This is a genomic window from Pedobacter nanyangensis, from assembly GCF_003313505.1.
Lineage (GTDB): Bacteria > Bacteroidota > Bacteroidia > Sphingobacteriales > Sphingobacteriaceae > Pedobacter > Pedobacter nanyangensis.
Map to the genome: position 1 here is coordinate 447943 of NZ_QMHO01000002.1, position 21784 is coordinate 469726.

15 protein-coding genes are annotated in these 21784 nt (G+C 40.7%); 1 reads left to right on the plus strand and 14 read right to left on the minus strand.

The window, feature by feature from the left end; translation table 11 throughout:
* Positions 1–268 precede the first annotated feature (268 nt).
* The 12 genes from DUT71_RS05090 to DUT71_RS05145 form a co-directional block, all read right to left on the minus strand.
* Complete coding sequence (locus DUT71_RS05090) at positions 269–1366, minus strand: hypothetical protein (RefSeq protein ID WP_113661433.1); 1098 nt, start codon at positions 1364–1366, stop codon at positions 269–271.
* 59 nt (positions 1367–1425) lie between these two features.
* A complete protein-coding gene (locus tag DUT71_RS05095) occupies positions 1426–3393 on the minus strand; it encodes an alpha/beta hydrolase family protein (RefSeq protein ID WP_113661434.1) in 1968 nt (655 codons plus the stop codon).
* A 162-nt stretch (positions 3394–3555) separates the two neighbouring features.
* Positions 3556–4587, minus strand: a complete 1032-nt coding sequence (gene pelA / locus DUT71_RS05100; protein ID WP_113661435.1) for a pectate lyase — start codon at positions 4585–4587, stop codon at positions 3556–3558.
* 13 nt (positions 4588–4600) lie between these two features.
* Positions 4601–6535 carry a glycoside hydrolase family 88 protein gene (locus tag DUT71_RS05105; RefSeq protein WP_113661436.1) on the minus strand — a complete coding sequence of 645 codons (1935 nt, stop codon included), beginning with the start codon at positions 6533–6535 and terminating at the stop codon, positions 4601–4603.
* A gap of 4 nt (positions 6536–6539) precedes the next feature.
* Entirely contained in the window at positions 6540–8213 is a 1674-nt protein-coding gene (locus tag DUT71_RS05110; RefSeq protein ID WP_113661636.1) for a glycoside hydrolase family 28 protein, read from the minus strand.
* Positions 8214–8722: 509 nt separating this feature from the next.
* Positions 8723–10195, minus strand: a complete 1473-nt coding sequence (locus DUT71_RS05115) for a pectate lyase (RefSeq protein WP_113661437.1) — start codon at positions 10193–10195, stop codon at positions 8723–8725.
* 8 nt (positions 10196–10203) lie between these two features.
* Positions 10204–11157 carry a pectinesterase family protein gene (locus tag DUT71_RS05120; RefSeq protein ID WP_113661438.1) on the minus strand — a complete coding sequence of 318 codons (954 nt, stop codon included), beginning with the start codon at positions 11155–11157 and terminating at the stop codon, positions 10204–10206.
* A 35-nt stretch (positions 11158–11192) separates the two neighbouring features.
* On the minus strand, positions 11193–12161 hold the full coding sequence (locus tag DUT71_RS05125) for a pectinesterase family protein (protein ID WP_317048848.1): 969 nt from the start codon (positions 12159–12161) through the stop codon (positions 11193–11195).
* Positions 12161–12862, minus strand: a complete 702-nt coding sequence (locus DUT71_RS05130; RefSeq protein ID WP_205313848.1) for a rhamnogalacturonan acetylesterase — start codon at positions 12860–12862, stop codon at positions 12161–12163. The genes DUT71_RS05125 and DUT71_RS05130 overlap by 1 nt, the downstream gene beginning before the upstream one ends.
* A 107-nt stretch (positions 12863–12969) precedes the next feature.
* Positions 12970–14550: a DUF4957 domain-containing protein gene (locus DUT71_RS05135; RefSeq protein WP_113661441.1), complete on the minus strand. Its 1581-nt coding sequence runs from the start codon at positions 14548–14550 to the stop codon at positions 12970–12972.
* A 12-nt stretch (positions 14551–14562) separates the two neighbouring features.
* Positions 14563–16359, minus strand: coding sequence for a RagB/SusD family nutrient uptake outer membrane protein (locus DUT71_RS05140; protein ID WP_113661442.1), 1797 nt, complete (start codon positions 16357–16359; stop codon positions 14563–14565).
* A gap of 21 nt (positions 16360–16380) precedes the next feature.
* Positions 16381–19575 (minus strand): SusC/RagA family TonB-linked outer membrane protein, encoded by a 3195-nt coding sequence (locus tag DUT71_RS05145; protein WP_113661443.1) that lies wholly within the window; start codon positions 19573–19575, stop codon positions 16381–16383.
* Positions 19576–19806: 231 nt separating this feature from the next.
* Between DUT71_RS05145 and DUT71_RS05150 the strand changes: the two genes are divergently transcribed.
* On the plus strand, positions 19807–20817 hold the full coding sequence (locus DUT71_RS05150; protein ID WP_113661444.1) for a LacI family DNA-binding transcriptional regulator: 1011 nt from the start codon (positions 19807–19809) through the stop codon (positions 20815–20817).
* A 1-nt stretch (position 20818) separates the two neighbouring features.
* Here DUT71_RS05150 and DUT71_RS05155 read toward each other — a convergent pair whose 3' ends face one another.
* Both DUT71_RS05155 and mscL read right to left on the minus strand, forming a co-directional pair.
* Positions 20819–21217: a nuclear transport factor 2 family protein gene (locus DUT71_RS05155; protein ID WP_240186862.1), complete on the minus strand. Its 399-nt coding sequence runs from the start codon at positions 21215–21217 to the stop codon at positions 20819–20821.
* A gap of 118 nt (positions 21218–21335) precedes the next feature.
* Positions 21336–21767, minus strand: coding sequence for a large conductance mechanosensitive channel protein MscL (gene mscL, locus DUT71_RS05160; RefSeq protein ID WP_113661446.1), 432 nt, complete (start codon positions 21765–21767; stop codon positions 21336–21338).
* Positions 21768–21784: the final 17 nt, after the last annotated feature.

Consider the following 21784-nt stretch of genomic DNA (forward strand, 5'->3'; position numbering starts at 1 on the left):
CAAATGACTCCTTGGGCACCAAGCGCTTTCAGGAATAATTGTCTCGAAAATAAATGATATTTTACACATAGTGAAATTATTTCCACACATATTTTAAAATATCATGATAAAGCTATTTTTATGGGTATTTTTTTACACAAAACAATCATTCGTATTCGCATTGTAATACCACTAAAACGGTAGGATAATTCCCCATTTTTACCCAATAAAAAAGTCGCTGCAAATTGCTTGCAACGACTTAAAATTTAATGGATTAGAAAGTATAGCGCTACCTGCTCTTATAGTTGTAGCCGTACCACTTATTTAAATAACCTATAATTGCCCTGTTGAACCTCTCAGCCGCTACCTCCCTAATGTTTTGATTGTTTCTAACCGTTATCCCGGGTGTTTCAGCCTGTATCGCAGAAATTTTATTTTGAAAGCCTTTGGTAGCGCCCAAAATTACCGTGCCATATTTACGAGTGCAGTAGCCTCCGTTAAAATATGGCCTCTTTTTAGGCTTGCCATCCGCATCTGTTCCAAACAGGGAGGCATTCTCTTCAATTGTTTTTAAATTAGGGCTAGGTATGGCCATCACTTTCTCCTTCTCCAATAAACCCCCAAAACTATAAGGTCCTCTGAGCAGCTGCGAAAAAGGTATTTGTGGATTTGCTTTGGCAATTGCTGCAATAGAGGAAGAATCTGCCAGTTTATCTAAATATTCGTCACTTTGTGAAATGGCATAGTTGCTTAAACCATAGCCTAGTTCAGTTTGATCAATAAACTTGCTCTCCATGGTTTTTCCATTAACAGAAATATAGGTTTGAGGACTTTGATAGGTATGTGCCTGTCCGTGCAAATCTAGAAATAGGGCACCTTTATCCTTTTTCTGGTACTCGGCCATATACGTTATAGCTTGTTTCAACAAATCGTGATAACTCAAATAGCTATTTTTTGCATCTTCATTTTGATATCTTTTATCCACCTCTAATGGAAAGGTGTTTGGGTCCATTCTTTTTCTGGCAATAGTGTTGATTATCATCCAGGGGCGCTTTTTTGTAGAAGATTTGAAATTTGCGGCTATTTCGACCGCCAAAGGCAAAGTATTGATGTCCCTGCCCGTGGTACCCGTTTCTGGAATTTCGGGGTTACCGACGCTAGTTCCATCATGCGGGACTCCCAATATCAGCGGTGCCTCGGTATCTCCAACCACCAGTTTCACATATTGTTTGTATCCATACACAGTATCTCCTGGTTGATATGTTTTACCGTTGTAGGTAAACGGAGCCTCTAAAACTTCCTTATTGTTTTTAAATGAATAAATAACCAGCAACAACAATGGAAAAGCTAATGCGGTAATTTTAAATTTAGGTTGAATATATCTCATGAGTCTATTTGTTTTAAGATAGACTGTAGTTTATTGGAAATGGCTCGATAAAAGTTAAATTATTTATGAAATAGTACCTGAGTGTGTTTCATAAAACCAATCAAATCGGGGATATCATAATACTCAAGCACGTTATTGATTACCAAACCATACCTGTCCTTTACTAAAGGCTGTTTAAGGATCTGCTGGTAGGTTTCGAGGCATTGGTGTAATTGGAGTTTGCTGATTTCTGGCCTAAAAAAAGCCGCATGCAGCGCTGCTATACCAATATTTCCTTTTGAATTGATTTCTATTTTAACCGGTGATAACTTTTTATGGCTTGATACATAGTCCAGAAGTGTTATGATCTCCTCAGCCCTTAGCCCAATTAGCGGTTTACCAATATGCAAAGCCAACATTGCATTACGATAGTCTTTACTGAAATACTTTGGATCATTCATTTCTGGCTTATCCATCGTTTCTCCGGTTCCACTTAAGTCAGCGAAAATATAGGCTGTGCCTTCCTCAGAAATATCAACGCTATCCATCAACGTATTTTTCCCTTCGTCGCTCAGCCAGATTGCTATTTTTTTTATTTTGTTTTTGGGATAGGCCACCAAAATTGGCAATGGGATTTGTCCGTTTTTTCGAATAATCAGCTTATCAAAATGCAAACCTTTTACCAGCACTTCACCTACTTTTTCGGCATGCAGCTCCTGCGAGCTTAAATTCAAATTCAGCAAACTTTGGATGGCCTTTTTTCGCTGCACTGGATCCAATTTTCCAAATGCTTTACGGGATTCGGCATATTGTTCAAAAAGCGCTTCATTCCTCTTGTGAACGGTAACCTCATCTGAAAAACTTAAGTTTACCCCTTGTGTAGAAGTTGCAAACAAATCGGTATTGGGCAAGGTTTCTAACGGCGGCTCTTTAACTATTTTATCATCCTTATAAAACCATTTGCGAAGCCACTGTACGGCTTTTTCTCTTTTAGGCTTTGAAATTCCGTGACCATCATCAAAAGTAAATAAGGATATTTTTTCAGGATGGCCGAGGCTCGCATATATCTTTTTTAAATCTTTGACTGACTGCAAAGTGCCATTATAGTCAATAAAATCGTACCGGCCGGCAAGTACCAATATAGGTTTTGGCGCAGCGGCAATCAGGTAGTCGCTCATTTCCAAATGAAAAGCGCCTTCGTTGGGGACTTGCGCACATCCATCGGCGGCACCGGTAGTGGCTAAGGTATTTTCACGACTGGCCAAATAGCTGCAAGGTATAATGGCTTTCACCCTATCATCAATAGCGGCAAAGTAAATTGTTTGCATTCCCCCGCCGCTGTTGCCCATACATGCAATGTTTAACGAATCAACTTCCTTTCTGGTTAACAAGTAATCCAAACCAACCTGGTTATCAAGCAATTCGTAAGCAGCAACTGAAGTACCTAATAAGTTGGAGGACAAGTTGAGTAATGTGTGTTCAGTGGTTGAACCCCTGGTGAGCGCCTTTCCGTCTTTATTGGTGAGCTGTACCCGCTCACTTTGTGAGATGGGATCAATCACAAAAGCTACAAAACCATTTTTTGCTAATAGAATAGCCGTTTTTTGATAGCTTTCGGTGGCCTTTGAAATATCTTCGTGCCCACAAAAAAGCAATACCGCCGGAAGCTTATTGGCTGCCTGGGGAAGATATAAATTGGCGGTTACGTGATGATTTGGAAAACTTTGATAAATGATTTTTTCAATTTTGTAGCCATCTTGCTCAATTACACCGGTTACTTGAGCATTTAATGCTGTTTTTTGGGGCATTTTGCCAAATAGGGCTTTGACCTTTTGCCTTACGGATTTAATGTACGCAACTGTTTGTGCCTTGGAGTTTAATGATTCAGAAAAGTTAACCGCACGTTCCTCATATTGCCTCCGCATTTGTTGCACCAGATAGGTATTCAGGGAAACATCTCCTTTCCAATCAAGCACCTTGTATGGTTTTTGGGCAAAGGTGTTTGCACACCAAAAAACAAACAGAAAAACTAGAATTCGCTTAAGCATATTTTGAAATTCCTATACAAACTTAACCCAGTATTCGCTAGCCTGCTCTATAACACGGTTACAGAGATGGCTGCACTCACCAAAGGGGCCTTTCGCCTAATTCGCAATCAAGATACATTTACAACACTGATGGGCTTTAGTTTGTATCCATACCAGAAGACTTTACTTGCCGTTTGCCTTTAACCATTTAGGATATTCTTTGGCCAGTAAATTTTGCGCAAAAGTACCGTACCAGGCGTAGCCTACCCTTCGCTCCTTACTGATTTCTTCTATGCTAGCTTTAATAGAATTATCCCTATCTCCAAATATGGGCTTGTTGGTATTTAAATCGTAAAAACGGGCCCAACTAATTGCCGTTGTATCTGCAACCAACCCCTTATCGTTAGGAGCAATGATTCCGTATTTATAGCCTACAATTTTGGTACTTTCAAACCAATTTATGGCATTCTTTATAGCGATTTTAATTTCTGCTGTTGGATTTTTCAACTTCATCAGAAACCTTACAATGCCAACCGATTCTCCTGTACTTAGCGATGCTGGCTCAAAAGCCCTGGCTTTAGCAGGCTTTAAGGTGTTTTCGTCATATTGCGCTGCCCAAATTACAGGTTTACCATTTTGCACCACCTGGGTTTTTAAAATACAATCAATCCCATTTTTCAGCGCTTTATCGGCCTTAGGCCGATAATTAGCATTTACCACCTCGAAACCATTGGTTTGATAAACGATGTTCAATATCACCGTTAGGGCATTAATCATCGCATTATCATTATAGGTAATTTCTCCTCTGTAGCTGCTTTTATCCGGATAATATTGTGGCCATCCACCGTTGGCATATTGTGCTTTCAAAAGATAATCGATCCCTTTTTCGGCTGCCTTTAAATATGCTTTATTATCCGTTTGTTTATATGCTAAAACCAAAGCATTGATTTCTCTACTTGTAGCATTGTTGTCAATGGTTGCATGGAGCGGCGATGTCGCTTTGATCTTCTGCATCAAGCCCTCGGTTAGTGGATATTCGTATTTCACCACACTCTTATCTTCCAATTGCTTAGGCCAACCGCCATTGCTCAACTGGTACACCAACATTTTTTCCGCAATGCTATCCGTTTTAAGCATGGCGTTAGCGGCATTTTGAGCCGTTGCACAACTACTTAAACCTACACAAGTAATCAGAATACCTAGTACACTTTTCATGTCAATTTCAGTTTTATTTCTTTGCGGCAGCTTGCTTTGCCAACCAATTCACCAGTTCTTGACCTGCTTCAAAGTTTTTATATTTTGCGGGCAATTTTCTGCCATCTACATATTCATTATATAACCACGGATCCCCAATTACAAAAACAGTTCCCTTTCCAATTTTGGTTACCGACATTAGATCATCTCCATCCTTGTCCTTTAAAATAGTTTTGGCATTTCCCGACAATTTTAAACTGCTATATTCTTTAATGAACAGGTCTTTGGGGGTAAAAATTTCGTTTCCAGCGGGCACAACAACTTTGGCAGTTTCAAAGTTAGCGGCTACCGGAACTGTTCCCTTGCTATCGCCATTAAAATGCACACCAAAAACGTTTGCCAGCTTATTGAAATTAGTCAATTCCACGTTAGGCGCATCATTGCCCATCAACACCAGTACGCCACCGGCTTTTACCCATGCCGTAATTTGTTTAATATCTGGCGCTGTAATAAAATTTGGATTCGGATTTTCCTTTTCAAAATCAGGATCTACCACGATATAAACCGACGCATTTTTGAGGTTTGCCTGTGTTGGCGCTTGATATAAAGTATGGAGTTTAAAACCGGAGTTTTGGAACTGCTCTCCCCAAAAAGAAAATCCTCCGTTAGGGCGCTCATCCCATTTGTAATGCCACGATTGGTCATTACCGCTTTGATCTTTCTTGGTTTCGTTATTGAAATAAGAATCCAGCACCACGGTTTTGCCCTTTCCTATTTTAGGGGTAGCGGCCATTTCCATTTCATTAGCGGCTAACAAAAAAGCTCCAACTCCTTTTGGGTCGTTGGTAATTACTTTCTCACTTACATAATATTCGTAACTCCCATCGCGATAAGGTTTTCCGCCTAGGCCCGATACTTCAACCGTTCCCTTTAAGTTAACCTTTCCTGTAGCTCTCTGCTCAATAAATTCTCTTTGAATACCTTTATAGGCCTTATCTGCTACCGTGAAATAGGAAACAGGTAACCAACCATTCCTAATGGCTTTGGCAAAGGTGTACACAAACATGCTCGAAGCCGAAGCCTCCAGATAATTGCCTTTTTCGTTAGGCTTGTCTAACACATCAAACCATAAACCGCTTTTTGGGTCTTGTACTTTTTGTACAGCTTGTGCAAAACGATTCAAAATGGCGATAATTTCCTTTCTACGAGGGTGTTTTTCAGGAAAGTTCTCCAATACATCTACCATGGCCATGCCATACCAGCCCATGGCCCTGCCCCAAAAATTAGGTGATTTGCCGGTGGCCTTATCGGCCCAGGCCTCTGCCTTAGATTCGTCCCATCCATGGTATAATAATCCTGTTCTGGCATCCCTTGCATTTTTCTCCATCCATACGAACTGATTGGCGATATCGTCAAAAGCCCTTTCATCTTTAACTAAAGCGGCGTATTCGGCATAAAAAGGTTGCCCCATGTACAAACCATCCAACCACATTTGATAGGGATAGATTTTTTTATGCCAAAAACCACCCTCCTTGGTTCGGGGATGTTGCTTTAACTGCTCCCATAATGTGGTTGCTGCAGTAAAGTATTTTTTATTTCCGGTAACCTTGTACAAGGTGAGTAAAATACGACCATTTTTAACGTTGTCGATGTTATAATCAGCCTGTTTATATCGTTCGATTTTACCTTCCTTGGTCACAAAAAAATCCATGCTTTTTTGCATGTATTTGAAATATTCGCCGTTTCCGGTTCTTCTCCAAACACCATCAATCCCTTCTAAAACCACCCCTTGGTCGTAAGCCCATTTTACTTTTTTAGGCACTTCTGGATTAAGGTTTAAAGAGTCCTTCCAAATTTCCATTACCGTAGCAGCCATTTGCTGCGAAAGTGGTTGCGTTTGCGCCACCGCATTGAACGATAAAACCGATGAAGCAACCGCTACGACACTATAATTAAAAACCTTGTTCATGTACTTACTTGTTGATTTGCAATGATTTTTCCTGAGCGCCCCCTAAAAACACTGATTTTTGTTGCGCTTTTGAAACGTCTAAGCCCCACGTTTTAATGTTACTGTTTCTATCGCCACTAATTCTGAAAAGCAAATCGGCGCTACTATAACTGATATTTTTCAAGCTCACCTCATTACCATTCTGAATATTGATTAGCGGATTACTATGCTCAATCGTTAATTTTACATTGCTCAAGTTAATCTTCTTACCTTCTTGTATATCAATACCTTGTTTTGATTTGATATGGATATTATTAAGGTTGATGTTGGCAATACTCATTTCTGGCAAACCACGTATAAAAATGGCTTTTCCTGCACCATCACAAACCACATTATCAATGTAAAAATCTTTAAAAACGGGTGTTTCCTCGGTTACAGGCAAAGCTTCAACTTTTGGCGCCTCACGTTTATCTCCCAACAGTGCAATGGGGTCAACCGCCGCATAGTACATATCAAATAGGATAGCTTCTCCCGGAATATCCATCATATTAATGTTTTTGATGTGTATGTTTTCAACCACACCGCCTCTACCCCTAGTGGTTTTAAAACGCAGGCCTATATCCGTCCCAATAAAAGTACAGTCGTACACAAATATGTTTTTTGCACCTCCACTCATTTCGCTGCCAATAACAAAACCACCGTGGGCATGATAAACCGTGCTATTCCTAACAATTACATTTTCCGTAGGCATGGCACGTTTCCTGCCCCAGGCATCACGGCCTGATTTGATGCAAATTCCATCATCACCCACATCAAAAGTGCTGTTTTCTATCAACACATTTTTGCATGATTCAATATCAATACCATCACCATTTTGTGCGTACCATGGGTTTTTAGCGTACACATTTCTCACGGTCACATCTTCGCACATCAATGGGTGAATGTTCCATGCTGCCGAATTTTGAAAGGTAACTCCTTCCAATAAAACCTTTTTACATGAAGTAAACACCAATAAGTTTGGCCGAAAGAAATCTTTGATAGAATCGTAATATTCAGCATTCCTATCAGCGCTAATTTCGCCCGGGTTCCCTTTTATTTTAGATCCATCCAAGCTCTTTTGCGAAGGATACCAAGTTTTCTTATCGTCGGAAAGTACCCCGCCCGAAGCTACCAGGTTTTTCCATTGGGTTTCTGTCAGTTTACTTTTTTTAACCATTCGCCAGGCATCGCCACCACCGTCAACAATGCCCTGTCCCGTTACGGCAATATTGGTTTGGTTGGTAGCCCATAACGGCGATTGGTTGCGCATTTGCGGCAGCCCCTCCCAGTTACTTTGTACCAGGTTGTATTGGCTAAAATCTCGGGTAAATTGTAAAATAGCATTTTTTTGAAGGTGCAAATTGACATTGCTTTTTAGTTCAATTGGCCCCGTAATCCATAAACCTTTTGGAACCAACACCACACCCCCACCTTTTTTACTACAGGCAATAATGGCATCATTAATATTTTTGGTCACCAAAGTTACCCCGTCGCCTTTAGCGCCGTAGTTAACAATATTGAAAGTATCTTTTTTGAAAGAAGTTTGAGCTACTACAGGCAAGTTATTAAACGAATAGGCTTTTGAGGAAGCCTTTTGCGCCTGCGAAAACATTGGCGCAGCTATTATCACGGCAAATATCGAAGCTACAATTTTCTTCATGTTCATGTGGGTATTTATAAATGGTTTAAAACTGTTGTGAGCACTTACGATCAAGCACCAATACAACTTTTACGCATAACGTATATCATGTTTCCATAACAAGTCTACATAGTTTAGGGCAGTAAACGAACTAAAACCTCGAAAATAACTGTGCAAACGTTCCCAATAGATCGGTTGTAAACAATAAGTTACAACCTAAATGTTTTACACCTTTTGAAAAGGAAATTACCTGCACTTTTGAACCTGCTGCCCTGCTTTCGCTCATAGTCCTCGGTTTCGGCAAGCTCAACCTGCGGGCTAATCCGCTCAATCAGGTTTATTACCGAGCGTTAGTAAACCCGGCACAACATCAAAGCTCAAAACAATCGTGTAAAACTTGTGGTTTACCTAATCACCTCAAGATCAAAATAAGTAGCAACTGGCTTTGGGATTTACCTTTGAGCAAAATAAACCAAACAAAGTACCATGAACAGAATTGCAGAAATTCATTTCATTTTGCCAACGGCCAGCTATTTATATTGCGCTTCGGTAATGGTTTTTACCAAGCTATTGATGTAAACTTCAATATTGTCATAAGCAGTGCTTAAATCCCTACCGTTTGCATTAGCCTTATTCGGATCTAGTTTATTGGCAATTTCCCATTCATCAGGCATGCCATCGCCATCAGTGTCTTTCAAGGCTGCAGTTTGATTTAAAACTGGCCATCCGCCTACATCGGTTTGCGAGTCAATAATTCCTTTGAAACCTGTTTTGGAACCATTATAGGTAACCGTGCCATTTTTCACCTCATTGGCTATCCTAGTGTCCACTGCATCACGTTTGTAACTCGCTCCGGCATAAAGCAAAACCATGTTATAGGCTTGTTCGGCAGTGTGTATGGTGGTAGGCTCGGCTGTAAAAGGGTTTGTTTGCTTGGCCAGTGCAAAGTTTGCCGTACTTAAACTCGAATTTCTATCCACGCCGCCATTCCAATTATCGGCCGTAACGGCAGTACTGTTGGTCACTACATTTCCGGCTACGTAAAACTTTCCATATCCAGGAGCATAAGTAGCTACATCTGTTTCCATATACAGTTCTACAATTCGGTTGCGTTTGCTTGAAGAAGTGCCCGGCCCAGCTTTATAATAGTTGTTCACAATGTTGTATTCGCCATTTTCGCCGCCGTAACTACTATTTGCTCCCCAATTGTAGATCACGTTGTTACGGTAATCTACCCGGTCAACACCAAAAGTGCTTTTCCCCGTTCCTGCCCTACTGCCTCCATCAAACCTGGGGTTACGGCTATTGTGGTGCGCCAGCAAATTATGGTGAAACGTAGCGCTCGAACCGCCCCAAATCGCACCATAACCATGATCGTCCTTTTCGTGAAAGGATTTGTTCAGGCTTTCTGACAAGATGCACCATTGCATGGTAAAGTTTTTGTTGGCATAAAATGACGAACATTCATCAATAGACCAGCTCATAGAGCAATGATCAATCACGATATTTTCCTTACCACGTCCCCAAAGCGCATCCTGCTCATTTTGTGTCAAATCGCCCATACGGAAACGCATATACCTGATGATCACGTTATTTGCGTTCACGTTCATCTCATAGTTTTGAATACAAATGCCATCGCCAGGCGCCGTTTGGCCAGCAATGGTTAAATCCCCATTGGTAATTTGCAATTTACTTTTAAGGATGATATTACCCGAAACCTCAAACACGATAATTCGAGCTCCAGAGGTAGCAATGGCTTCCCGTAAGCTTCCTGCTCCCGCATCATTCAGGTTGGTCACCTTAATGATTTTTCCGCCTCTGCCGCCCGTAGCGTTTTTGCCGTAGCCTTCGGCACCCGGAAAGGCATAAGCATTTTCCTGCACCGGAACAGGCTTATCTTCGTTACCTACCGGATCTTTTTTTACCACGGGAGCTTCCGTTTTTTTTGAGCAACCTAAAAACATGAATGCGCCCAACAATAGGTATAACTGATTTCTTCTCATCTTTCTATTTAATTAGTTTCTGACAGCCATTGATTACTACCCTTGAAAATATTTTTTAGGGTGTATTTTTTTAATTCCTTTTTACTGAGCCGGTGCGACCAATCTACCCGTTGGCCGGCAACATAACCTGGCCCGAACGAGCCATATTCCGCGTAGTAGCTTTGTTTGTGGTTTTCATTTTTATTCCAGGTGCTCCAACCTTGGGGCAAAATATGGTCGCCCATTTCCGTATGGATAAACACTGTTTTAGCGAAAGGTCTCCAAGGTCGGCCCAGATACACTTTTTTAACTGCTGGTTCGGCAGTTAGTTTACAGTTAAAAAACACAAAGCCAAAAGGCTGATATTCGGTAGTGGAGGCCGCGGTAATGTAGGAGTTTTTTTTGCTATGGATATGGCAACGTTCAAAAACAACTGTTGCCGCTCCAAAAATAAAATCGGTAGTACCTTCAATATAACAATCTACATAATATTGCCTGCTGGTATCTGCCGAGGCAAACAACGTATCTTGGTGACCAATGATTTTACAATTTTTAATGATTACCCGATCAGCTTGTACGTGCAGGGCTACTGCTTGTCCAACTGGACCTGCACTATTCTCGAAGGTTAGGTTTTCTGCAACAAACTCATTCCCTTGTACCAAAACCGAGTGTGAAGTATAGGTATTGATGTTACCTTTCCCCGCATAGTCATCATAAGTGATGATGGTGTTTTCCTTGCTTTCTCCAACAAGTTTAATTTTCGTTTTTTGCGCCGGAATAATTAGTTTTTCCCTGTAAACGCCAGCTTTAACATAAATCTGCACCGGTACATCGCTATAATCACGAACAGCCATTACCGCTTCTTGGATGGTAGTATAATCTCCACTTCCATCCTTGGCTACCTTTATTTCCTTGGGGTAATCCTGTGCTTTTGAAGCTAAAACCCCAACAATACAACACCATAAAAAGATGAGTTTTTTCATGTGCTAAATAGATTTCATGACCTAGTAACGAAAGGTTACTCCAACGGTTTCCAATTGTTAAAAATTTTCTGGAGCGTGTAGTTTTCGCTTACTTCTTTTGCTGTAAGCTGGTGTGACCATTTTACGCGTGCATTATTGTTGGCTCCCAAGCCCTTGCTTTGGTACTCGGCGTAAAACGATGTTTTTTCAGCCGCTGGTTTATTCCAGTTGTGCCAACCTTCGGGCCTGATGTGCTTTCCCAAATCGCAATTGATGAATACTGTTTTGGCATACGGACGCCAAGGCCTGCCTAAGTAAAAGGAACCCTCGGGCGCATCGCCGTAAATGCGGCTGTTAACAAAAACATAGCCGTATTTAGTACTATCAGGTGTAGATGCCGCAGTAACATATCCCGCTTTTTTGCAGAAGATTTCGCAATCCTCAAAAACCGCGGTAGCAGAACCAAAAATAAAGTCCACAGTTCCTTCAATGTAGCATTGATAATAGTATTGCCTACTCCCGTAGCCATAGGTATAAAGTGTATCTTGAAAACCCAGCATCCTGCAATTGATAAACCGGGCTTTATCGCCAGCCACAAACAACGCCACGGCCTGACCTACTGGACCAGCTGTGTTTTGAAAAGTAATGTTTTGTGCACTAAACTCTGGGCCATAAACATAAAAGCTAGATGAACCAGAAGTACCCTTCTCCTCTCCAAAGATATTTTTCTTTTGCGCCCAGTCATCGTAAGTTAAGATGGTTTTAGTAACATCTTCTCCAACGAGGGCCACCAGGTGTTTAGATGGCGAAAGATTAAGTTTTTCTTTATAAATACCATTTCTGATGAAAATTTTAGTAGTTACCTTCCTAAAATCAGGCACGGCATTTAACGCTTCCTGTACGGTTCTAAAATCACCGGAGCCATCTTGAGCCACTACAAAATCATAGGGAGTTTTGGATTGAGCAACAGCTGAAAAGCTACCGAGCAATACCATCACCAAAACATATAAGCCCTTTAATCTCACTATTTTTTAAGTATTGGTTTGATCACTTGGTTAGCTATTGGCAAGTTCAAATTCTTGATTTCCTGAAGCACCATTTGGGCTATTTTCCTAGCGCCCAGCTCGCTGAAGTGCGTGTTGTCTACCTTCCCATCGGGATAATTTGGATGTTCATTAGGCTGTAGCTGCAGAAATAGCAGTTTGGAATGTTCCTCTCCCATTTGTTGGTAAAGTGTGCGGCTTTTCTCATCCAAATCAATCAACGGCACGTTAAGCTTTGCGGCAATTTCTTTCACCAAAGGCGTATATTCCAAATGGGTTTCAAGAGCATTTCCGTCCTTATCAAATTTTCTTCTGGATACCGGTGTAATTAAAATTGGCATAGCTTGTTTGGCCCTGGCTTCATAAACAAATTTTGTTAAGTTTTCTTTGTATTGTTCCGGCGTAGTATAACGATCTTCCTTCTGCTTACTTTCATCGTTATGTCCAAATTGGATCAATACATAATCTCCTTTTTTCATGGTCGACAAGGCCGTCGTCCATAAGCCCTCACTAAGAAAAGTACGGGTACTCCGTCCGTTCTTCGCCAAATTATTTACTTCTACCGTTTCGTCAAAAAAATAGGTAAAAGGCATGCCCCAACCTGTTTCGGGATAAGCGGTAGTGAGCTTATTGGCGGCAGTAGAATCCCCAATGATGAAAATAGTGGTTTTATCTTGTTTCATGGGAAATAAAAATGCGAATAAGAAATAAGAAGCTAAAAGAAATTGGCGAAACATATACTAAAAAGTGTTAAAAAAAGATGGGGCTTTGAGCCCCACCCTGAAGATCATTATTGTCTCCACCTTGGATCACCTACTCCATTGGTTTTTAGGTCAATGTTAGAGATGGTGAAATTACCGGCGGCAGCATTGGTAAATCCTGGGTCCAAAGTGGTATATCCATTACCAGCAACATCGTATAAATAAGCCGCATTTGTGCCACCATAAAAATTTGCAGATCCAAAGTAATTGTTCTGCAACATGGCAACCAGGGTTGGTGCCGTAGAACTTTTAAAATGGAACGCATTTACGTTAGCAAAAATATTCTTATTAATAGTTACCCCTACCGAAGTTAAACGAACATATAAAAATCTATGTATTACCGTGGCACTTGGCAAGAAGTTATAAATGGTATTGTTAACAATATCCAATTTGTTATTTATAACGGTAGGGAAATTGGTAGTGGCGTCTAATCTTATAAAGTCTCTTACAGAAGAATCGTTGGTAGTAAGATTATAAAAAGTATTATTTTTAATCGTAAGCGTTTTGGCGAAACCAGCTCTCATATCTATAAAGCTAGCACCGCTAACATTAATATCTCTAATGATGTTATTTTCTATGGTAATGGATTCAACCAGAGATTTAACATTGATATAAATTAACCCTTTCTGATAGTTGTAAATTTCACTATTTAAGATGGTAACCGCACCATAAGCGGCTTCTAACGCCTCATTGTAAACAATTAACTGGTTGGTATTGGTTGCTTGGTTCCCATCTAATTTCACATTATTTAAAACCAGGCCAGCATTTGCAGCCATTTTAAATACTGCCCTATTAATTATTGGTTTATTAACGGCACTTGTACCCACTATGGTGATATTTTTATTGGCAGTGATATCACTGGTAAAAGTATAGGTACCCGGATGCAGGGCTATCCTAACAGGTCCGGAAGTTGCTAGGGCAGTTGCAAACTCCGAGTCGTTATGTACCTGCGTAAATGCGCTAACATCTACCGCAGTGGTAAATGTGGTAGTGCCTCTTTGTATAGTGTTGTTAAAGATAGCCACCGTATAAAGTGTTTCGGCGGTTAAACCCGAAACAGTTGCGCTACCTGCGGTAATATCTGCCGGAGTTAAATTGTAAACGATATTGCCTGGGGTGAAAACTAGCCTGGTTACCGTTTCATTAGCTGGCCAGGTCACTTTCACCGAGCCGGCGGTTATATCGCCCAAATTAACTGCATTTAAAATTTGTTCCGGATCAGTTTTAAAGGTGGTGCTTACCCATTTTGATTCAGCTGCTCCGTCACGTCCTATTGCTTTAACCCTTACTGAATGTTGTTGGTTACCTGCCAGTCCGGTAATGGTATATGGCAATTGAGCATCTACGATATTACTAACGGTTTTAACTGGTGTTCCGGCTAATGTAGCATTATCAAATACCTCGATCGTATAGGAAACTGCGTTAGCCACCGGTTTCCAAGTTAACCTCACGTTTACTTTATTCACCACATTGGCGCTTAAGCCAGTGGCCGAAAATGCCCTGTCTGTTTTAAGTTCGGTAATTTCGTTAAGCATATCATCCTTACACCCAGTAAAAACAACTACGCTCAACACCAAGCTTGCAAAAATATTCTTATAATTAAAATTCATGGCCTATACGAATTATAGATTTAAATGTTTGTTATTTAGCATTCCGTTGGAGGCATCTAGGAACACTTGCCAAATTGGCCAATATTGCTGTTTGCTAGGTTGTTTCACATAAAGGGCGTTCCAATACGGTACAGCATCGCTGGAAGACACCATTGTCCAGGTTTTATTGGCCGTGTAACCACCTGCGGCGCCAATAGCGTCAGTATCTCCAAAGTTTAAACCATAAATTTCCACTGTTTCGCCGTTGGCAGCAGTTTTATAATAAATTTTTGCCGGCAATGAGGCATATTTTCCTTGTCTGTTTTCCAATTGCTCTAATTTGGCTCTAGCTTCGGCCAGTTTTGCATCCAATAAATTCCAACGGATCAAATCACCTTTCCTCAACATTTCGCCAGTAAACTCGAGTGCTCTTTCATTAACAACGGCATCAAAAAACGCTTGTTTAGAAGTGGTAGCAGCAGTCATAAATGTTGCAACCTTACCTGAGTTTCCTGGATAGGCTCTATCTCTAATCATTTTCAAGTACGGAGCAGCCGCATTAGGGCCGTCAATTTCATTAATAGCCTCTGCAGCCATTAATACGATATCAGCATAGCGCATGTACATCCAATTCAGTCCATCATCATTGGTTGAGATAACCCTTCTTTTCATCCACTCGTAGCGGTATTTACCAAAATACAAGCGACCCAAAGCCGTTGGAACTTGATAGGCGCCTTTGGTGCCGTCTCCTCCATCCCATTCGTAAGGTACAACGGTTACATCCCTGCGTACGTCTTCTTTTTCATATTCGTACAGCATAATTGGATTTGGTCCATTGGTACCGCCTTTGTTTTGGCCGGTATATTGGTCTGTCTTTAAATGTTTTACTCCCAAATCAAAAATCACCCTGCCTCTTCCTTCGCTAAAAGGAATTTCCCATATAGATTCTAGTCCAGCGGCGCCGCTTTCTTCATTGAGTTTCCTAAACACCTCCTCAAAACCCAATAACCTTAATTTTCCGCTATTGATAATATCCAAACATTCCTTTTTTGCGATTTCATACATTTTAGCGGGAGCTAAGTCTGGGTCAGCGCTTAAACGCACCGTACCATCTAAACGTTGTGAATAGCCCCCCGCTGCCAGTGCCAAACGAGCTCTTAAACCTTTTGAAAATGCTTTGCTTACTCTTTCTACTTTGCTCGTAGCTGCACTTTCGTTTGGCCAAGGTAAATAGCCCGAGGCCTCGGCCAAGTCAGCTAGTAACTGTTTGTAAATCACGTCTCGATCTGCTCTAGGCAAATAGGTAGTTTCGGTAGATATTGGTTCAAAACGTGCCGGTACGTCGCCCCAACCTCTAATCAAATCATTATAAAGCACTGCTCTTAAAGTCAAAACTTCGCCCAAAATTTGCGCCATTTGCGCATTACTTTCCACCTTGCCATATTTTCTGATTCCTCTAATGGCCATATTTGCCCGCTCAATACCTTCATAAAATTTTGCGTAGGCATTGTTATCGGTATTCATCTGACCATTATTGACATTGGTGTTGTAGTTTGACAATCTCGATTTATCATCATCTACCGATTTTAGCGAATTGTTTACTTCGGTGTCATTATTGATTCCGTAAAATACCAAAAAACGACCGCGATAAGAATTGGTTTCTGCAAATGATTGGATAATCCCTGCAATTGAACCCTCCGCTAAAGCAGGCGTAGAGAAAATTACCGATTCATCCAATGTTGACTTATTTGGCGCATCCAATGTATTTTTACAACTGGTTACTACAGCAATACCTGCAATAGCCACGAGCATATAGATTACCTTTTTCATATTCTTTTTGAAATACTTTTCTTAAAAATTAACATTTAAACCAAACAAGAATGATTTACTTCTTGGGTAAGCAGAGTAATCTACTCCAGGAGTTAAACCGGTTGCTCTTCTTGTTGAAACCTCTGGATCAAATCCTGAATAATTTGTTAAAAGCCACAAATTATAACCAGATGCATATACCCTCACTTTCTTCATTTTAAGTTTAGCTGAAAGCTCTTTTGGCAATGTATAGCCTAAAGTGATGGTAGAAAGTCTTAGGAACGATCCGTCTTCTACTGCCCAATCACTCAAAACAAAAGTTCTCATAAAAGGCGACCACAACGTCGTGTTGGCATTCATGGCTTCCAGCTCCGCAGGATCGTTGCTGATTGTTCCATCAGCACGCAAATTAGTCCAACGATTGCCACTGGCCATCACATCAATCATATTTCTTGAGTGGTACTTACTGGTTGAAGTATATTCGATTTTATTGGCATTGTAAACCTTGTTGCCATAGCTCCAGTTGAAATATGCCCCTATGTCAAAATTGAATATCCTGGAATTAATGGTAAATCCTCCGGTATTTAACGGATTGGTGTTGCCAATAACCGTTCTATCAGACAGGCTTATGATACCATCGTTGTTTAAATCCTGTATTTTCATAGAACCAGGGCGTACATTGCCGATAAATGACGACGCATCAGCTACTCCTGGCTTTAAAATCCAACGACCTGTAGAAGCATTATATCCAGAAAAATCAGAAACTTCATACCTGCCGGCATTTTTGTAGCCATATATTCTTCCTAAGGAAGCTCCTGGCTCAACTAAATAGTCGATACCAACTTCTGTTGATGCCCACCCAGATGTACCATTAATGTTTTTAACTACCCCAAGAGAAATTACTTTGTTTCTGTTGAAATTGATGTTACCACCTACGGTTAAATCAAAGTTGGTTTTTCTAACGGCATTCCAGTTCAAACTAAATTCTATGCCTTTATTTTCTGTTTTGCCAATGTTAATGTAAGTATTATCATAACCTGTACCAGGAGTTGGATACAATACCAGTAGGTTATTTGTTCTATTTAGGTAGGCATCTACGGTACCGGTAAGTTTTGAGCCCCACAGCGAGAAATCCAAACCGATATTCCTGGTTACCATGGTTTCCCATTTCAAATCAGGATTGGCCTTGGTTTTTGATGGCGCCCAGAAACTATTGAAACCGTTTACCCAGTTGGTTGGTGTATTTTGAAAAACCTGCACGGTTTGTCCTCCGGGAATACCATCGTTACCAGAAGTACCGTATGCCAGCCTAAGCTTTAAGTCAGATAGCCAAGATTTAGTATCGGCCATGAAATCTTCTTGTGAAACTCGCCATGCGGCTGAACCTGAAGGAAAGTACCCCCATCTGTTTCCCGCGGCGAAGTTAGATGACCCGTCTGCCCTGAACGTAAAATTGAATAGATATTTACCTTTGTAATCATACAGTGCTCTAGCAAAAAACGACAACTTTTTTAGATCAGCGGCTTGGTTATTATCAATTGAATTGGCTTTTCCCTGAGTAGATAGCACCCTAGCTTCCTGAAATCCGAACGTTTTGGGGAAACCATGAACTACCGCGGTTAAGGTAGCTTGCTCAGTTTTCAAAAATTCCTGGCCCAATAACAAATTAAGGTTATGGTTTCGCTTTAAAATTTTATCAAAACTATAGTTTAAGGTGTTGGTATTCCTAAAACTATTTCTAGTGCTGTTGGTAAAAATTATAGCAGGCAGATTTTGATTTTCTGCAAGAGGAGCATTCCTTACGTAATAAGTGGTTGTACCGTAAAACCGATCCTGATCATTTCTAAAACCATCGTATCCAACATCAGAACGCAATTTCAGATTCTCGAAAATCTCATAGGTGGCGGCACCACTGATATTGTACGTTTTACGATGGATATACTGATCATTATCAGAAATAGAGATCAATGGATTGTATAAGTTGAACTCATCATCTGTTTCAGTGGTGGTAGTTAAATTAGGCACCGGAAAAGACGGATAGAGCATAGCGTTTTTAAGACGCGAATCGGCCGATGAAAATTCTTTCACTTCGTTGGCCCCGCCACCTTCGGTCTTGGTATCTGCGTAGCGCACACCAAAATCCAGGGATAGGGTTTTGTACAATTTATGGTTTAGCTTAAAATTAACGTTTTGCCTTTGGTAGCCTGAAAGCTGCATAATTGCTTTATCTTTCACGTAGGTATGACTTATGGTATATTTGGTTTTATCACCACCGCCGCTAATGCTGATATTGTTATTGAAAGTAGTGCCTGTACGACCGAAGATAATGTCCTGCCAATCGTTAGATGCTACATTTTTATACAAATCAATATCCTGATAATTACCAAAGTACTGCGTATAGTCATTTGGAGAGTTATTATCGAGCAAAGCTCTTTCATACTGCCAAGTCACATAATCATAAGGAGATAGTACCCCTAGTTTATTGGCTAACTTTCTGGTACCACCAAAAACGTTGTAACTGATAGCGGTTTTGCCATCTTTAGAGCTTTTAGTTGTAATAAGAACCACGCCATTAGCACCGCTGGCACCATAAATTGCTGTTGAAGACCCATCTTTTAAGATATCGATACTCTCGATGTCTTGAGGAGCTATATCAGCAATTGAATTTACCACAAATCCATCTACAACATACAGAGGCTCGTTACTTAGGTTGATTGATCCTCCACCACGAACCCTAACGTTCATGGTAGCATCTGGTGAACCTTCGGTAGCGGTAATGTTAACACCAGCAACCCTGCCTTGGATGGCTTCCAAGGCCGATGATACGGGTGCGGCCGAAATTACATTGGCCCCTACCGAGGACACAGCCCCAGTTAATGCTTCCCTTTTTACTGTACCGTAACCAATATTTACAATTTTTACTTCATTTAATGTTGTGGAACTTTCTTCTAAAGCTGCATTAACCTGTGTTTTCGCAGCTACCTCTATTTCTAAGTCATTAAAACCGATAGATTTAAATACTAATGTGGTATTGCCCGTTGTTGGAATACTAATCCTGTAAGTTCCATCAGCACCTGTAGATACCGCATTTTTTGTTCCTTTGATGGTTACAGCTACGCCAGGAAGTGGTGATCCGGTAGCCTTTTCAGTAACCTTTCCTGTCACTGGTCTTGTTTGTGCATGCACTAACTGGATACCCATAGCCAATACACAAAAAAACAGTAAGATTTTTTTCATACAATATGGTTAAAATTTGGTTATATGCGGATGGTTTTAGTGCCATCCCTTAACAATTCTACAATGTTTTTTTAAGATATTACGCTGATGGGCAGGTATAAATTTATGCAATCGTTCCCGACAACGTTGCCAAAATCAAGCAAAAATTATATCTTTAGTACTATGGAGAAATAGTGCTATTTTTGAGCTGCCTATTTATCCTGATAAACCGCATAATTTAATAAGCAAAGCATGTTCGAGCCCGTAACCATAAAAGATATAGCTAAAGCACTAGGCCTTTCTACTTCCACTGTTTCCAGAGCCTTGAGAGACACCTACGAAATAAGCCCGGCCACAAAGAAATTGGTTACCGATTATGCTAAACAAATTGGTTATAAGCCCAATCCAATTGCTTTAAGCTTAAAGGAACGCCGAAGCAAATCTATTGGAGTGGTGGTTAGCGAAGTGGCCAACAGCTATTTTTCGCAGGCAATAGACGGCATTGAATCCATCGCTTATGACAAAGGTTACCATGTAATCATTTCCCAAACGCATGAATCATACGAACGAGAGGTAATTAACGTTAACCATTTGGCTTCTAGATCTGTAGATGGACTTTTAGTTTCACTTTCTTCGCAAACTTCCGATATTTCACACCTAAAATCTCTGCACGACAAAGGCCTGCCCATCGTTTTTTTTGATCGCGTGGCTGAGGATATTGTAACGCACAAAGTTATTGCCGATAATGAAAAGGGTGCCTTTGAAGCTACTGATTACCTGGTCAAATCAGGTTATAGAAAAATTGCCCACTTAACCAGTTCAAGCTATCTGTCCATTAGCATCGAACGTCTTTCCGGCTACAAAAAAGCCTTGGCGCACCACGGCATCCAATTTAGGGACGATTATGTAAAATACTGTCCGCATGGGGGCATGCTCTACGAGGAAACGGAAACAGCCATTAAGGAACTGCTGGCGCTAAAAGATAAACCGGATGCTATTTTTGTAGCGGGCGATAGGTTGAGCACCGGTTGTTTAAGCGTATTTAAAAATTTGAAGGTATCGGTACCCGCTGATATGGCCATTGCAGGTTTCAGTAATTCGGATGTGCTGGATCTTTTCAACCCTTCGCTTACCTCGGTAAGGCAGCCCGCATACGAAATTGGCCGCCTTGCTACCGAAATGTTGCTTAAAGTTATAGAAGCCAAATATCCAATCGAGGAATTTGAGAAAAAAGTATTAGATACCAACCTCTATATCAGATAATTTAATGAGGTAACTTATAAGCCTGCCTGGCTAACAACTTCCAGTTTTTACCCTGTAACTGCCACACCAGCAAAATACCGAGATGCACTTCGCCTGGCTTGCCTCCATCATTGGTTTTCGCATGTAGTTCATGTCGTACAACACCTATGTCGCCCGTAACCTTGATGGTTTGGTTGGTCAAATCAATGCTTACAAAATCAGATTTACCGCTCGCAATGGTTTCTACAAAAGTGGCTTTGTCTTCTATTTTTCCGCCAGAATGGCCATAACTTAATTCAGTGGCAGCAATTTCTTCCAAATCTTTGCGTTCGCCGCTAACCATGGCGTTCTTCATTTTTTCTACCACTGTTGCCAGGCTTTGCTCGGCTTTATTTTGGGCAAATGCGTAAGATGTTGACATCAGTGCAAAGATTAAAACAAGTTTTCTCATATATCATGTAGTTTATGGGCATAAAAAAGCACACCCTTCTATTTTGATGCTATCTAGTAAAAGAAAGGTGTGCTTATGGTCAAGTATCTTATTTATTTTTTAGTAAATCTCTAATTTCAGTAAGTAAAACTTCCTCTTTGGTTGGCGCTGGTGGAGCTGATGGCGCTACTTCCTCTTTTCTTTTCAGGCTGTTTATTCCTTTAACCATCAAAAAGATCACCAAAGCTAACAACAGAAAGTTAATGGCAACAGTGATAAAATTACCATAAGCGAAAATTGCAGTCTCAGGTATTTTTCGGGCCTCCTCTAAAGCCGTATTGGCCGGCACCTCGCCTTTCAGCACCACGTATAGTTGGCTAAAATCAGGTTGGCCAATAATGGCCGAAACAATTGGCATTACCAAATCCTTCACTACGCTATCGATAATTTTACCGAACGCGCCTCCAATGATCACACCGACAGCCAAATCCATCACATTGCCTTTTACGGCAAACTCTTTAAATTCTTTTACAAATCCCATATAAACGTCTTTTTAGT

Excerpts from the sequence above, each read along its gene's own strand:
- DUT71_RS05110 (WP_113661636.1), bottom strand. The coding sequence starts at position 8,213 with ATGAAGAAAATTGTAGCTTCGATATTTGCCGTGATAATAGCTGCGCCA.
- DUT71_RS05155 (WP_240186862.1), bottom strand. The coding sequence starts at position 21,217 with ATGTCAACATCTTACGCATTTGCCCAAAATAAAGCCGAGCAAAGCCTG.
- DUT71_RS05130 (WP_205313848.1), bottom strand. The coding sequence starts at position 12,862 with ATGAAACAAGATAAAACCACTATTTTCATCATTGGGGATTCTACTGCC.
- DUT71_RS05090 (WP_113661433.1), bottom strand. The coding sequence starts at position 1,366 with ATGAGATATATTCAACCTAAATTTAAAATTACCGCATTAGCTTTTCCA.
- DUT71_RS05120 (WP_113661438.1), bottom strand. The coding sequence starts at position 11,157 with ATGAAAAAACTCATCTTTTTATGGTGTTGTATTGTTGGGGTTTTAGCT.
- DUT71_RS05105 (WP_113661436.1), bottom strand. The coding sequence starts at position 6,535 with ATGAACAAGGTTTTTAATTATAGTGTCGTAGCGGTTGCTTCATCGGTT.
- DUT71_RS05150 (WP_113661444.1), top strand. The coding sequence starts at position 19,807 with ATGTTCGAGCCCGTAACCATAAAAGATATAGCTAAAGCACTAGGCCTT.
- pelA (WP_113661435.1), bottom strand. The coding sequence starts at position 4,587 with ATGAAAAGTGTACTAGGTATTCTGATTACTTGTGTAGGTTTAAGTAGT.
- DUT71_RS05095 (WP_113661434.1), bottom strand. The coding sequence starts at position 3,393 with ATGCTTAAGCGAATTCTAGTTTTTCTGTTTGTTTTTTGGTGTGCAAAC.
- DUT71_RS05135 (WP_113661441.1), bottom strand. The coding sequence starts at position 14,550 with ATGAATTTTAATTATAAGAATATTTTTGCAAGCTTGGTGTTGAGCGTA.
- mscL (WP_113661446.1), bottom strand. The coding sequence starts at position 21,767 with ATGGGATTTGTAAAAGAATTTAAAGAGTTTGCCGTAAAAGGCAATGTG.
- DUT71_RS05145 (WP_113661443.1), bottom strand. The coding sequence starts at position 19,575 with ATGAAAAAAATCTTACTGTTTTTTTGTGTATTGGCTATGGGTATCCAG.
- DUT71_RS05115 (WP_113661437.1), bottom strand. The coding sequence starts at position 10,195 with ATGAGAAGAAATCAGTTATACCTATTGTTGGGCGCATTCATGTTTTTA.
- DUT71_RS05140 (WP_113661442.1), bottom strand. The coding sequence starts at position 16,359 with ATGAAAAAGGTAATCTATATGCTCGTGGCTATTGCAGGTATTGCTGTA.